The organism is Streptomyces sp. NRRL B-24085 (assembly GCF_001282115.1).
Classification (GTDB): Bacteria; Actinomycetota; Actinomycetes; order Streptomycetales; family Streptomycetaceae; genus Streptomyces.
The window spans coordinates 54,739-67,557 of sequence record NZ_LJBR01000029.1 but is presented as its reverse complement, the minus strand read 5'-3'; the positions used below and the strand labels follow the sequence as shown (position 1 = coordinate 67,557).

15 protein-coding genes are annotated in these 12,819 nt (G+C 67.5%); 14 read left to right on the top strand and 1 reads right to left on the bottom strand.

Translation table 11 applies throughout. The features are described 5' to 3' along the window. Positions 1-13: 13 nt before the first annotated feature. Positions 14-730 (bottom strand): Crp/Fnr family transcriptional regulator, encoded by a 717-nt coding sequence (locus AOJ26_RS04255; protein ID WP_053846793.1) that lies wholly within the window; start codon positions 728-730, stop codon positions 14-16. A gap of 435 nt (positions 731-1,165) precedes the next feature. Here AOJ26_RS04255 and AOJ26_RS04250 point away from each other — a divergent pair, with 435 nt between their 5' ends. From AOJ26_RS04250 to rpsS, 14 genes are all read left to right on the top strand, one after another. Further along, on the top strand, positions 1,166-1,630 hold the full coding sequence (locus AOJ26_RS04250; protein ID WP_053846814.1) for a DUF1707 and DUF4190 domain-containing protein: 465 nt from the start codon (positions 1,166-1,168) through the stop codon (positions 1,628-1,630). Between the two features lie 356 nt (positions 1,631-1,986). Next, positions 1,987-2,358 (top strand): 30S ribosomal protein S12, encoded by a 372-nt coding sequence (gene rpsL, locus AOJ26_RS04245; RefSeq protein WP_003948652.1) that lies wholly within the window; start codon positions 1,987-1,989, stop codon positions 2,356-2,358. A gap of 2 nt (positions 2,359-2,360) precedes the next feature. Further along, positions 2,361-2,831 (top strand): 30S ribosomal protein S7, encoded by a 471-nt coding sequence (gene rpsG, locus AOJ26_RS04240; protein WP_007384059.1) that lies wholly within the window; start codon positions 2,361-2,363, stop codon positions 2,829-2,831. A 39-nt stretch (positions 2,832-2,870) separates the two neighbouring features. After that, positions 2,871-4,997 (top strand): elongation factor G, encoded by a 2,127-nt coding sequence (fusA, locus tag AOJ26_RS04235; RefSeq protein ID WP_053846792.1) that lies wholly within the window; start codon positions 2,871-2,873, stop codon positions 4,995-4,997. A 154-nt stretch (positions 4,998-5,151) separates the two neighbouring features. Further along, complete coding sequence (tuf, locus tag AOJ26_RS04230; RefSeq protein WP_007384061.1) at positions 5,152-6,345, top strand: elongation factor Tu; 1,194 nt, start codon at positions 5,152-5,154, stop codon at positions 6,343-6,345. Between the two features lie 281 nt (positions 6,346-6,626). Further along, positions 6,627-7,823 (top strand): acyltransferase family protein, encoded by a 1,197-nt coding sequence (locus tag AOJ26_RS04225; RefSeq protein ID WP_078959737.1) that lies wholly within the window; start codon positions 6,627-6,629, stop codon positions 7,821-7,823. 74 nt (positions 7,824-7,897) lie between these two features. After that, positions 7,898-8,203 carry a hypothetical protein gene (locus AOJ26_RS04220; protein ID WP_053846790.1) on the top strand — a complete coding sequence of 102 codons (306 nt, stop codon included), beginning with the start codon at positions 7,898-7,900 and terminating at the stop codon, positions 8,201-8,203. A 72-nt stretch (positions 8,204-8,275) separates the two neighbouring features. Then, positions 8,276-9,103: a hypothetical protein gene (locus tag AOJ26_RS04215; protein WP_053846789.1), complete on the top strand. Its 828-nt coding sequence runs from the start codon at positions 8,276-8,278 to the stop codon at positions 9,101-9,103. Between the two features lie 465 nt (positions 9,104-9,568). Further along, positions 9,569-9,877, top strand: a complete 309-nt coding sequence (gene rpsJ, locus AOJ26_RS04210; RefSeq protein WP_003948644.1) for a 30S ribosomal protein S10 — start codon at positions 9,569-9,571, stop codon at positions 9,875-9,877. Positions 9,878-9,894: 17 nt separating this feature from the next. Beyond that, positions 9,895-10,539, top strand: coding sequence for a 50S ribosomal protein L3 (gene rplC, locus AOJ26_RS04205; RefSeq protein ID WP_007384065.1), 645 nt, complete (start codon positions 9,895-9,897; stop codon positions 10,537-10,539). A gap of 4 nt (positions 10,540-10,543) precedes the next feature. After that, the gene (gene rplD, locus AOJ26_RS04200) at positions 10,544-11,200 is read left to right on the top strand and encodes a 50S ribosomal protein L4 (RefSeq protein WP_053846788.1); all 657 of its coding nucleotides are present in this window, start codon (positions 10,544-10,546) and stop codon (positions 11,198-11,200) included. Then, positions 11,200-11,619 (top strand): 50S ribosomal protein L23, encoded by a 420-nt coding sequence (gene rplW, locus AOJ26_RS04195; protein ID WP_053846787.1) that lies wholly within the window; start codon positions 11,200-11,202, stop codon positions 11,617-11,619. The genes rplD and rplW overlap by 1 nt, the downstream gene beginning before the upstream one ends. Before the next feature lie 38 nt (positions 11,620-11,657). Next, entirely contained in the window at positions 11,658-12,494 is an 837-nt protein-coding gene (rplB, locus tag AOJ26_RS04190; RefSeq protein WP_007384068.1) for a 50S ribosomal protein L2, read from the top strand. Positions 12,495-12,506: 12 nt separating this feature from the next. Next, a complete protein-coding gene (rpsS, locus tag AOJ26_RS04185; RefSeq protein ID WP_007384069.1) occupies positions 12,507-12,788 on the top strand; it encodes a 30S ribosomal protein S19 in 282 nt (93 codons plus the stop codon). Positions 12,789-12,819: the final 31 nt, after the last annotated feature.

Sequence of the window (12,819 nt, the reverse complement as noted above, 5' to 3'; positions counted from 1 at the left end):
GGGTTCCGTATGGTCAGGTCGCGCCGCCCGCGACGATGCGACGCAGCACGTCGGGACGGAGCACGACGATGCGGCGACGATCGGTGATGACGACGTCGCGGCCGCGCAGGTCCTTGAGGAGCCGGGCCACCGCCTCGCGTGACGAGCCGACCGAGCCCGCGAACTCCTGCTGAGTGAGCCCGATCGTGAGCTCGATGCCCGAGTCCGTGTGCCTGCCGTGGGTGCGCACGAGTTCGAGCAGCAGGACGGCCAGTCGCTCACGTACCGTCAGGGCGGCCCATTCCAGCCTGCGACGGTCTGTCGAGCGCTGCCGGTCGGTGGCGAGCCCCAGCAGCTGCAAGGCCACGCGCGCGTTGTCGGCGAGGAACGCGGTGAAGCGGCCCTCCTCCACGACCACCGCGTCGACCGGCTCCAGGGCGGTGACCGTCGCCGAGCGCAGACGCCTGCTCAGGGCCGCCCCCTCACCGACTATGTCGCCCGGGCCGCGCAGGGCGAGCAGCGCCTCGTAGCCGTTGGCGGCGTTCACCGTGACCTTGGTCCAGCCGTGCAGGAGCAGCAGCACATGGGTGGACGGTTCGTTCTGGCGCATGACCACACCGCGTGCCGGATAGCTCAGCGGCCGGCCGATGGCGAGGAGGGCGACCCGGTCATCCTTCTCCAGACGGGCGAGAAACGGCACCTTGTCGTCGAATCCGCCGTCGTCCCATGCATGCGCCTGCCCCCCGGCCATATCCCCAGCCCCCTCGTTCACCTGCACAGATGCCGTTGATTCCGCAACCAGCCAACGTACTTGAAGCGGCGGTTCGGGAAACGGGCGACAACCGGCCGCAGTGGCCGACGCGCCGTCGGCGTACGTGATTGCCGGGACGATGAAGGCGTTCGTTCGAGGCCGGGGGGCGGTTGAGGCGCTGAGTTCCATGGGTGCTTCCGCTTCGGGATACGGGAACCTGTCCCGGTATCGGCGCGTTGGAGCATCATGGAGGCATTCGACCGCCCAGGGGGTGCTCCTGTGTCGCAACCGTCGTGGCAACCGTGGCAGGGGAATGAGGAGTCGCCGTCAGGGCCGGGCAGGGACGGCCCGGTGGCGGGGGCCTGGTCCAGCGCGCATGCCCCTGTCGCGCGCCCCTGGCCCAGATACGCCGCCCCGCAGCCTGCCGCCTCCTCCATGCTCGCCTCCCACGCCGACCGGGAGCGGGCCGTCGACGTGTTGCGGGCCGGGTACGGGGAGGGGCGGCTGGAGAAGGGGGAGTTCGACAAGCGGGTGGAGCGGGCGTACGCGGCGCGGACCGTGGGGGAGCTGGCGCTGCTCGTGTCCGATCTGCCGCTGGGCCCCGTGCCGCAGCCGGCGCCCGTCACGGCCGTACCGCGGACGTTCCTGCCCGCCCCGCGGCCGCGGGCGAACGGGAAGGCGGTCGGAGCGGCGGTGTGCGGGCTGCTGTGCGTGCCGACCTTCGGGTTCACCGGGATTCCGGCGGTGATCCTCGGGCACGCGGCACGGGCGGAGATGGAGCGGACGGGGGAGAGCGGTGACGGGCTGGCGTTGACCGGGCTGGTGTTCGGCTGGCTGTCGATCGCGGCCTGGTCGGTGATGATGACGCTGCTGGTAGCGGTGGGGCTCGCCTCCGGGTGAGCGCCGGGAGGAGCCGCGGGGCAGTGACGGGGACGGGCCTCCCGGGCGTGTGTTCCGTGTGAAATCGAAGATCGTCCACGGCGTAGGGGCTTGACATCGACCGCTCCGCGAGGGTGCCGTCGGGCATCTGTTTTGACCGCAGCGAATGAGCTGGGTACGCTCAGACCTTGTGCCTGGGGTGTGCCCTGGCTCCCGTGCGTGCCTTGAACCGCACTAGGGGGGCCGTGAGCGGCCACCGTAATCTGCGCCCTTTTCGCCTTGCGGCGGGAGTCCGCCGGATTCGACACACCCGACCGCGTGGGTCGGCGACGTTCCAGGTTAGCTTCACCATTCGGCACACAGAAACCGGAGAAGTAGTGCCTACGATCCAGCAGCTGGTCCGCAAGGGCCGGCAGGACAAGGTCGAGAAGAACAAGACGCCCGCACTCGAGGGTTCCCCTCAGCGTCGCGGCGTCTGCACGCGTGTGTTCACGACCACCCCGAAGAAGCCGAACTCGGCCCTGCGTAAGGTCGCGCGTGTGCGTCTGACCAGCGGGATCGAGGTCACTGCTTACATTCCGGGTGAGGGACACAACCTGCAGGAGCACTCCATCGTGCTCGTGCGCGGCGGCCGTGTGAAGGACCTGCCCGGTGTTCGCTACAAGATCATCCGCGGTTCGCTCGACACCCAGGGTGTCAAGAACCGCAAGCAGGCCCGCAGCCGCTACGGCGCCAAGAAGGAGAAGTAAGAATGCCTCGTAAGGGCCCCGCCCCGAAGCGCCCGGTCATCATCGACCCGGTCTACGGTTCTCCTCTTGTCACCTCCCTGATCAACAAGGTGCTGCTGAACGGCAAGCGCTCCACCGCCGAGCGCATCGTGTACGGCGCCATGGAGGGCCTGCGCGAGAAGACCAGCAACGACCCGGTCATCACCCTCAAGCGCGCGCTCGAGAACATCAAGCCGACCCTTGAGGTCAAGTCCCGCCGTGTCGGTGGCGCCACCTACCAGGTGCCGGTCGAGGTCAAGCCCGGCCGCGCCAACACGCTGGCGCTGCGCTGGCTGGTCGGTTACTCCCGCGCCCGCCGCGAGAAGACCATGACCGAGCGTCTGCTCAACGAGCTTCTCGACGCCTCGAACGGCCTCGGTGCGGCCGTCAAGAAGCGCGAGGACACGCACAAGATGGCCGAGTCCAACAAGGCCTTCGCGCACTACCGCTGGTAGTCGCAGACCCCATCGAGACCGAGAGAAGACTGAAGCCTTATGGCTACCACTTCGCTTGACCTGGCCAGGGTCCGCAACATTGGGATCATGGCCCACATCGACGCGGGCAAGACGACCACCACCGAGCGGATCCTGTTCTACACCGGCGTTTCGTACAAGATCGGTGAGGTCCACGACGGCGCCGCCACCATGGACTGGATGGAGCAGGAGCAGGAGCGTGGCATCACGATCACCTCTGCTGCCACCACCTGTCACTGGCCGCTCGACGGCGTCGACCACACCATCAACATCATCGACACCCCGGGTCACGTCGACTTCACCGTCGAGGTGGAGCGTTCGCTCCGCGTTCTCGACGGTGCCGTGACGGTGTTCGACGGCGTTGCCGGCGTGGAGCCGCAGTCCGAGACGGTGTGGCGTCAGGCCGACCGTTACGGCGTGCCCCGCATCTGCTTCGTCAACAAGCTGGACCGTACCGGCGCCGAGTTCCACCGCTGCGTGGACATGATCTCGGACCGTCTGGGCGCCCAGCCGCTCGTCATGCAGCTGCCGATCGGCGCCGAGGCCGACTTCAAGGGTGTCGTCGACCTCGTCACTATGAAGGCGCTCGTGTGGTCCGCCGAGGCGGCCAAGGGCGAGATGTACGACACCGTCGACATCCCGGCCACGCACACCGAGGCTGCCGAGGAGTACCGCGGCAAGCTCATCGAGGCCGTCGCCGAGAACGACGAAGAGATCATGGAGCTGTACCTGGAGGGCGAGGAGCCTTCCGTGGAGCAGCTCTACGCGGCGATCCGTCGCATCACCATCGCCTCCGGCAAGTCGAAGGACACCACGGTCACCCCGGTGTTCTGTGGCACCGCGTTCAAGAACAAGGGCGTCCAGCCCCTGCTCGACGCGGTCGTGCGCTACCTGCCGACCCCGCTCGACGTCGAGGCCATCGAGGGCCACGACGTCAAGGACCCCGAGGTCGTCGTCAAGCGCAAGCCGTCCGACGAGGAGCCGCTGTCGGCGCTGGCGTTCAAGATCATGAGCGACCCGCACCTCGGCAAGCTCACCTTCGTCCGGATCTACTCCGGTCGCCTGGAGTCCGGCACCGCGGTGCTGAACTCCGTCAAGGGCAAGAAGGAGCGCATCGGCAAGATCTACCGCATGCACGCGAACAAGCGTGAGGAGATCGAGTCGGTGGGCGCCGGCGACATCGTCGCCGTCATGGGCCTGAAGCAGACCACCACCGGTGAGACGCTGTCCGACGACAAGCAGCCGGTGATCCTGGAGTCCATGGACTTCCCGGCGCCGGTCATCCAGGTCGCCATCGAGCCCAAGTCCAAGGGTGACCAGGAGAAGCTGGGTGTCGCCATCCAGCGTCTCGCGGAGGAGGACCCCTCCTTCCAGGTCCACTCGGACGAGGAGACCGGCCAGACCATCATCGGTGGTATGGGCGAGCTGCACCTCGAGGTGCTGGTCGACCGTATGCGCCGTGAGTTCAAGGTCGAGGCCAACGTCGGCAAGCCGCAGGTCGCGTACCGCGAGACGATCCGCAAGGCCGTCGAGCGCGTCGACTACACGCACAAGAAGCAGACTGGTGGTACCGGCCAGTTCGCCAAGGTGCAGATCGCGATCGAGCCGATCGAGGGCGGCGACGCCTCGTACGAGTTCGTGAACAAGGTGACCGGTGGCCGTATCCCGAAGGAGTACATCCCTTCGGTGGACGCCGGTGCGCAGGAGGCCATGCAGTTCGGCATCCTCGCCGGGTACGAGATGACGGGCGTCCGCGTCACGCTTCTCGACGGTGCCTACCACGAGGTGGACTCCTCCGAGCTCGCGTTCAAGATCGCCGGCTCGCAGGCCTTCAAGGAGGCCGCGCGCAAGGCCAGCCCCGTGCTGCTCGAGCCGATGATGGCCGTCGAGGTCACCACGCCCGAGGACTACATGGGTGAGGTCATCGGCGACATCAACTCCCGCCGTGGTCAGATCCAGGCCATGGAGGAGCGGGCCGGTGCCCGCGTCGTGAAGGGCCTCGTGCCCCTCTCGGAGATGTTCGGCTACGTCGGAGACCTCCGCAGCAAGACGTCGGGTCGCGCAAGCTACTCGATGCAGTTCGACTCCTACGCCGAGGTTCCGCGGAACGTCGCCGAGGAGATCATCGCGAAGGCCAAGGGCGAGTAACGCACCGCGTTCGCACGCTTTAGGCTTGACTCCGGAGCCCGGAGGGGCATTCACCCGCATTCGTGGGGGAGTGCCCCCGGGCCGAGGCTTTCCAGCAAAGATCACCTGGCGCCGATGAAGCAAGGCGTTCAGAACCACTCCACAGGAGGACCCCGTGGCGAAGGCGAAGTTCGAGCGGACTAAGCCCCACGTCAACATCGGCACCATCGGTCACATCGACCACGGTAAGACGACCCTCACGGCCGCCATTACCAAGGTGCTGCACGACGCGTACCCGGACCTGAACGAGGCCTCGGCCTTCGACCAGATCGACAAGGCTCCCGAGGAGCGCCAGCGCGGTATCACCATCTCCATCGCGCACGTCGAGTACCAGACCGAGACGCGTCACTACGCCCACGTCGACTGCCCCGGTCACGCGGACTACATCAAGAACATGATCACCGGTGCTGCCCAGATGGACGGCGCCATCCTCGTGGTCGCCGCCACCGACGGCCCGATGCCGCAGACCAAGGAGCACGTGCTCCTGGCCCGCCAGGTCGGCGTTCCGTACATCGTCGTCGCCCTGAACAAGGCCGACATGGTGGACGACGAGGAGATCCTGGAGCTCGTCGAGCTCGAGGTGCGTGAGCTCCTCTCCGAGTACGAGTTCCCGGGCGACGACGTTCCCGTCGTCAAGGTCTCGGCGCTCAAGGCTCTCGAGGGCGACAAGGAGTGGGGCCAGTCGGTCCTGGACCTGATGGCCGCCGTCGACGAGGCGATCCCGCAGCCCGAGCGTGACGTCGACAAGCCGTTCCTGATGCCGATCGAGGACGTCTTCACGATCACCGGTCGTGGCACCGTCGTCACCGGTCGTATCGAGCGTGGTGTCCTCAAGGTCAACGAGACCGTCGACATCATCGGCATCAAGACCGAGAAGACCACCACCACGGTCACCGGCATCGAGATGTTCCGCAAGCTGCTCGACGAGGGCCAGGCCGGTGAGAACGTCGGTCTGCTGCTCCGTGGCATCAAGCGCGAGGACGTCGAGCGCGGCCAGGTCATCATCAAGCCGGGTTCGGTCACGCCGCACACCCAGTTCGAGGCCCAGGCCTACATCCTCTCCAAGGACGAGGGTGGCCGCCACACGCCGTTCTTCAACAACTACCGTCCGCAGTTCTACTTCCGTACGACGGACGTGACCGGCGTCGTGACCCTCCCCGAGGGCACCGAGATGGTCATGCCGGGTGACAACACCGAGATGAAGGTGGAGCTCATCCAGCCCGTCGCCATGGAAGAGGGCCTGAAGTTCGCCATCCGTGAGGGTGGCCGGACGGTCGGCGCCGGCCAGGTCACCAAGATCACCGCCTGATCTTGACCTGACAGGTCTCCGAGACCCGTAGGTCTCTGAAGGGGCCCGTACGACTTCGGTCGTACGGGCCCCTTCGCCTTTGGGGGTTGCCCGCGGGGCGGGTGAAGAGTGGGCGAACTCCGGGGGACGTCTTCCCGAGGCTTCGGCCAACTGTCGCGCGAGGCCGTCCCGAATGTTCCTGTCTGACCGCTGTGGGGTGGTTGTGAGAGTCGTAGCCTGAGGCGCCCGGTGGCCACTCCCGGCCCGGTTTCCCCACGAGACGGACGGACTCGCAGGTGTCGATGCAGGACGCGGAGAGCAGAAGGCCGATGCCGCGGCGGATCGTCCGCGACGGCCTGCAACAGCCCCTTCCGCCCCTCGCCGCGCCCACCGAGCAGGTCCGGCCCGCCCGGCACGCCGCCGTACGCGACCGCGCCGGCCGTCGGCTCTACGCCATCGACGGCATCCGGCTCCTCGCCGCCCTCATGGTCGCCGTGCACCACTACGCCGGCACCCGGCGCGTCGACCAGCCCGGCAACCGCATCTGGGACCGCCCGGTCTCCGACATCATGCCGACGGTCTTCCGGTTCGCCTCCTACGGCTGGATCGGCGTCGAGATCTTCTTCGTGATCAGCGGCTTCGTGATCTGCATGTCCTGCTGGGGCCGCAGCCCCCGGCAGTTCTTCACGTCCCGGGTGATCCGGCTGTATCCGGCGTACTGGTTCGCCATCGTCTTCACCACGGCCGTCCTGGTGGCCCTGCCGGGCGTGTGGGACCGCCTGCGCACCCGTGACGTCCTCCTCAACTTCACGATGCTGCAGTCGGGTTCGGGCGTCATGAACGTCGACGGCGTCTACTGGACCCTCTGGTCGGAGCTGCGCTTCTACCTCCTCTTCCTGATCGTCGTGTGGAGCGGCCTGACCTACCGCAAGGTGGTCGTCTTCTGCTGTGTGTGGGGCGCCGCGGCGATGCTCGCCCCGATCTCGAAACTCCCCCTGCTGGAACTGGTCGCCAATCCGGAGGGCGCCTGGTACTTCATCGCCGGCCTGTCCCTCTACCTGATGCACCGCTTCGGCCAGGACCTGCTGCTGTGGGGCGTCCTGGCGATGGCCTGGCTGATGGGCCAGCGCGAACTCGGCATCCGGATCGACGAGGTCGAGCACGTGTCGGGATGGCGGGGGAGCGTTCTGATCTTCACGGTCTTCCTGCTGGCCATGGTCGCCGTCGCCCTCGGCGCCACGGACCGCGTCCGCTGGAGGTGGCTGGTGACGGCGGGGGCCCTGACCTACCCGCTCTACCTGATGCACTACGCGGCGGGCACGGCGATGATCAACCGCCTGCGCGACACGATGGACGCCCGCCTCCTGGTCGTCTGCGTCATCGCCGGCTTCATGCTGCTGAGCTGGCTGGTGCACCGGTTCGTGGAGCGGCCGGCGGCACGCGTGCTGAAGCGGGGACTGGACACCTCGTTCGCCCGGCTGCGGAACGCGAGCGTCTGAACTCCGTACGCCGACCCTGTGTTCTGAGTACGAACGCTCATGCGGACAGGCGCGGCGGGCGCTGGGATGGTGCCATGCCGGACAACTCACTGGACGACCGCGCACAGGGGGCCTGGGCGGCCCCGCTCATCTCGACCCTGCTCACGCTCCCCGCCTGCCTGGTGGCCTACGCCCGGGCCGACCGCTCCGCCGCGAGCTACGGCGTGGCCTTCCCGATGCTGCTGGCGGGCCTGGCCGTGGCCCTGTTCCTGGTGGCGGCGAGCTGGGCGCTGCCCTGGGAGCGCCACGACTCCGCCCGCCGCCTGGGCCTCGCGGCGGCGGCACCCTTCACGGTCCCGCTCGCCTACGCCGTCTTCGTCGCCCTGGCCGGCCGGCCGTAGTCCGAGCGAAAGTCATGATCAGGTCATGGGATAGTCTGCTTCTCCTTTTTCCGCACCATGAAAGTGGTGGTAATGACCACTGGCAGACGTACGGCCACCGGGGCCGCGCTCGTGGGGGCGCTCGCCCTCACCCTCCTGAACGCCCCGGCGGCCCAGGCCCAGGACACCGGGATCACCGTGTCCGACATCGTGATCAACAAGGGCAAGCCGATCGTCGTCGGCACCTCGAAGGTGGTGGAGCCGTCCCTCACCTTCACCATCGCCCTGCCGTCCGGGTACAGCACCAGCGACCCCTCCCGGTACGACGCGTTTCCCTTCATCTACCGGGGAGGCCTGGAGCACGCGGCCGACACCGGTGACAACTTCATCGGACCGGGCGGCTACACCTGCTACGAGCTGAGCGCCCGCAAGGCCGAGTGCGAAGGGTCCCTCTACATCGACCCCCACCCCTCCCAGGAGCACGTCGACTCCAACAGCGACGCCACCACCTGGAAGACCGCGGTGGCCCTGCGCCTGTTCCGGGCCAGCGGGAGCCTGGTGGCCGAGGAGCACGAGACCCGCTCCCTGACCGTCCGGCTCAAGCGGGCGGCGAAGGTCACCGTGAACGCCTCACCCGAGCCGGTCGCCAAGGGCAAGCAGATCACCGTCACCGGCAGGCTCACCCGGGCGGACTGGGCGACCAAGAAGTACGGCGGCTACGGCGGCCGTTCGGTCAGCCTCCAGTTCCGTGAGACGGGCACCAGCTCCTTCGTCACGGTGAAGAAGGTCACGACGAGCAGCACCGGCGCCCTGAAGACCACGGTCACCGCCTCGAAGGACGGCACCTGGCGCTGGTCGTACGGCGGCAACGACACGACGGGCGCCACCACGAGCGGCGGGGACCACGTGGACGTGCGCTGACGCGCCGCTCACGGGGGGACGAGCAGCCCCGCGGCGGGCCGGGGACAGGACCTGTGTTTGACCTGCGTCACTCTCGGGGTATTGTCTCCGGCTCGATTGGCCAGGCCCCTGCCCCGTATGGCAGACTAGCGGGGTTGCTCGGTCGAGTGTTGATGCTGCGCGCCTCCCGCCGGGAGGACCGGAAGCGAGTCCCACAGTACTCGTCGTTCCAACTGCCGTGAGGCAGCGCTGGGGCGGACGTACGGGAATCTTTCGGGAAGTGTCAGTGCGGCACCGGCCAGGCACCCGGTGGGCTTCTGTCCCCGGCTTGCGGTTCCGGAAGGGCCGTGTTCATTCCCAGCAGGGATGTTCGAACAAGGGACATCTGTGTCAGTGGAAGTGCGACACGCCCGACCGCGTGGGTCGGAGGAAGTCAACGGAACACCGGGTTCCAGAGCTGTAGAGAGACAGGACTACTGAGTAGCCATGGCGGGACAGAAGATCCGCATCCGGCTCAAGGCCTACGACCACGAGGTCATCGACTCCTCGGCGAAGAAGATCGTCGAGACGGTGACGCGCACTGGTGCGTCGGTCGCGGGCCCGGTGCCGCTGCCCACTGAGAAGAACGTGTACTGCGTCATCAAGTCGCCGCACAAGTACAAGGACTCGCGCGAGCACTTCGAGATGCGCACGCACAAGCGCCTGATCGACATCCTCGACCCGACCCCCAAGACCGTTGACTCTCTGATGCGACTCGACCTCCCGGCCGGTGTCGACATCGAGATCAAGCTCTGAGGCCGGTGATCTGAACGATGGCTAAGCAGATCAAGGGCATCCTGGGCGAGAAGCTCGGCATGACGCAGGTGTGGGACGAGAACAACCGTGTTGTTCCGGTCACCGTCGTCAAGGCCGGCCCCAACGTCGTGACCCAGGTCCGTACGAACGACGCCGACGGCTACGAGTCCGTCCAGATCGCGTTCGGCGAGATCGACCCGCGCAAGGTGAACAAGCCCCTCAAGGGCCACTTCGCCAAGGCCGACGTCACTCCCCGCCGCCACCTCGTCGAGATCCGTACCGCTGACGCCAGCGAGTACACCCTCGGCCAGGAGATCACCGCCGAGGTGTTCGAGGCCGGCATCAAGGTCGACGTGACCGGCAAGAGCAAGGGCAAGGGCTTCGCCGGTGTCATGAAGCGTCACAACTTCAAGGGCCTCGGCGCCGGTCACGGCACCCAGCGCAAGCACCGCTCTCCCGGTTCCATCGGTGGCTGCGCCACCCCGGGCCGCGTGTTCAAGGGCCTCCGCATGGCGGGTCGTATGGGCAACGAGCGGGTCACCACCCAGAACCTGACCGTTCACGCCGTTGACGCGGAGAAGGGCCTGCTCCTCATCAAGGGTGCGGTTCCTGGTCCGAACGGCGGCCTCGTCCTGGTCCGCACCGCGGCCAAGGGGGCCTGAGGATATGAGCACCATTGACATTCTGTCGCCCTCCGGCGACACCGCCGGGACCGTCGAGCTCCCGGCCGAGATCTTCGACGTCGAGAAGGTCAGCATCCCGCTGATCCACCAGGTCGTCGTCGCGCAGCTGGCCGCTGCCCGTCAGGGCACGCACAAGACCAAGACGCGTGGCGAGGTCCGTGGTGGCGGCAAGAAGCCGTACCGCCAGAAGGGCACCGGCCGCGCCCGTCAGGGTTCGACCCGTGCGCCGCAGTTCGCCGGCGGTGGCGTCGTCCACGGCCCCGTGCCGCGTGACTACTCGCAGCGGACGCCCAAGAAGATGAAGGCCGCGGCCCTGCGCCACGCCCTCACCGACCGGGCCCGCCACAACCGCATCCACGTCGTCTCCGGCGTGGTCGAGGGCGCGACCCCCTCCACGAAGGCCGCCAAGTCGCTGTTCGGCAAGATCTCGGAGCGCAAGAACCTGCTCCTGGTCGTCGACCGCGCCGACGAGGCCGCGTGGCTGTCCGCCCGCAACCTGCCCCAGGTCCACATCCTGGAGCCGGGCCAGCTGAACACGTACGACGTTCTCGTCTCGGACGACGTGGTCTTCACCCAGGCCGCCTTCGAGTCCTTCGTGTCCGGCCCGAAGGCCAACGACACCGAAGGGAGCGAGGCCTGATGGCTACGCGTCACCCGAGCATCGCCTCCAAGGCTGCGAAGGCCGCCAAGGCCGCGCGCGTCGCCAAGGCGCGCCGCCACGCCGCCGAGGGCAAGAACACCGTCGTCACGCCCGCGAGCAAGGCCTTCACGGACCCCCGTGACGTCCTGCTGAAGCCGGTCGTGTCCGAGAAGAGCTACGCGCTTCTCGACGAGGGCAAGTACACGTTCATCGTGGCCCCCGGCGCCAACAAGACCCAGATCAAGCAGGCCGTCCAGGCGGTCTTCTCGGTCAAGGTCACCGGGGTCAACACGATCAACCGCCAGGGCAAGCGCAAGCGGACCCGCACCGGCTTCGGCAAGCGTGCCGACAGCAAGCGCGCGATCGTGACCCTTGCCGAGGGCGACCGTATCGACATCTTCGGCGGTCCGACCGCGTAAGCGGGTCGGATCGTCCGATATCGGACGAGGACTGAGAAATGGGAATCCGCAAGTACAAGCCGACTACGCCGGGCCGTCGTGGCTCCAGCGTCGCCGACTTCGTCGAGGTCACGCGGTCCACGCCGGAGAAGTCGCTGGTCCGCCCGCTGCACAGCAAGGGCGGCCGTAACAACGCCGGTCGTGTGACCGTTCGCCACCAGGGTGGCGGACACAAGCGCGCCTACCGTGTCATCGACTTCCGTCGCCATGACAAGGACGGCGTGCCGGCGAAGGTCGCGCACATCGAGTACGACCCCAACCGCACCGCGCGCATCGCGCTGCTGCACTACGCCGACGGCGAGAAGCGCTACATCCTCGCCCCGCGCAACCTGCAGCAGGGTGACCGCGTCGAGAACGGTCCCGGGGCCGACATCAAGCCGGGCAACAACCTGGCGCTCCGCAACATCCCGGTCGGTACCACGATCCACGCGATCGAGCTCCGTCCCGGTGGCGGCGCCAAGTTCGCCCGCTCCGCCGGTGCCTCCGTGCAGCTGCTCGCGAAGGAGGGCACCATGGCCCACCTCCGCATGCCCTCCGGTGAGATCCGCCTGGTCGACCAGCGCTGCCGCGCCACGGTCGGCGAGGTCGGCAACGCCGAGCAGAGCAACATCAACTGGGGTAAGGCCGGCCGCAAGCGCTGGCTGGGCGTCCGCCCGACCGTTCGCGGTGTGGCGATGAACCCGGTTGACCACCCCCACGGTGGTGGTGAGGGCAAGACCTCCGGTGGTCGCCACCCGGTCAGCCCCTGGGGTCAGAAGGAGGGTCGTACTCGTTCGCCGAAGAAGGCTTCGAACAAGTACATCGTCCGCCGCCGCAAGACGAACAAGAAGCGCTAGGAGCGGGTTTAGATGCCGCGCAGTCTCAAGAAGGGGCCCTTCGTCGACGACCACCTGATCAAGAAGGTGGACGCCCAGAACGAAGCCGGTTCCAAGAACGTCATCAAGACCTGGTCCCGTCGCTCGATGATCGTCCCGGCCATGCTCGGCCACACGATCGCGGTGCACAACGGCAAGACCCACATCCCGGTGTTCGTCACCGAGTCGATGGTCGGTCACAAGCTCGGCGAGTTCTCGCCGACGCGCACCTTCCGGGGTCACGTCAAGGACGACCGGAAGTCGAAGCGCCGCTAAACGCGGATCGCATTCAGACACGTAAGTAACT

Coding starts and splice junctions, on each gene's coding strand:
- rplC (WP_007384065.1), top strand. CDS start 9,895: ATGGCTAAGCAGATCAAGGGCATCCTGGGCGAGAAGCTCGGCATGACG.
- rplD (WP_053846788.1), top strand. CDS start 10,544: ATGAGCACCATTGACATTCTGTCGCCCTCCGGCGACACCGCCGGGACC.
- AOJ26_RS04255 (WP_053846793.1), bottom strand. CDS start 730: ATGGCCGGGGGGCAGGCGCATGCATGGGACGACGGCGGATTCGACGAC.
- fusA (WP_053846792.1), top strand. CDS start 2,871: ATGGCTACCACTTCGCTTGACCTGGCCAGGGTCCGCAACATTGGGATC.
- AOJ26_RS04250 (WP_053846814.1), top strand. CDS start 1,166: ATGCTCGCCTCCCACGCCGACCGGGAGCGGGCCGTCGACGTGTTGCGG.
- rpsG (WP_007384059.1), top strand. CDS start 2,361: ATGCCTCGTAAGGGCCCCGCCCCGAAGCGCCCGGTCATCATCGACCCG.
- AOJ26_RS04225 (WP_078959737.1), top strand. CDS start 6,627: ATGCAGGACGCGGAGAGCAGAAGGCCGATGCCGCGGCGGATCGTCCGC.
- rplW (WP_053846787.1), top strand. CDS start 11,200: ATGGCTACGCGTCACCCGAGCATCGCCTCCAAGGCTGCGAAGGCCGCC.
- rpsJ (WP_003948644.1), top strand. CDS start 9,569: ATGGCGGGACAGAAGATCCGCATCCGGCTCAAGGCCTACGACCACGAG.
- rplB (WP_007384068.1), top strand. CDS start 11,658: ATGGGAATCCGCAAGTACAAGCCGACTACGCCGGGCCGTCGTGGCTCC.
- AOJ26_RS04220 (WP_053846790.1), top strand. CDS start 7,898: ATGCCGGACAACTCACTGGACGACCGCGCACAGGGGGCCTGGGCGGCC.
- rpsS (WP_007384069.1), top strand. CDS start 12,507: ATGCCGCGCAGTCTCAAGAAGGGGCCCTTCGTCGACGACCACCTGATC.
- AOJ26_RS04215 (WP_053846789.1), top strand. CDS start 8,276: ATGACCACTGGCAGACGTACGGCCACCGGGGCCGCGCTCGTGGGGGCG.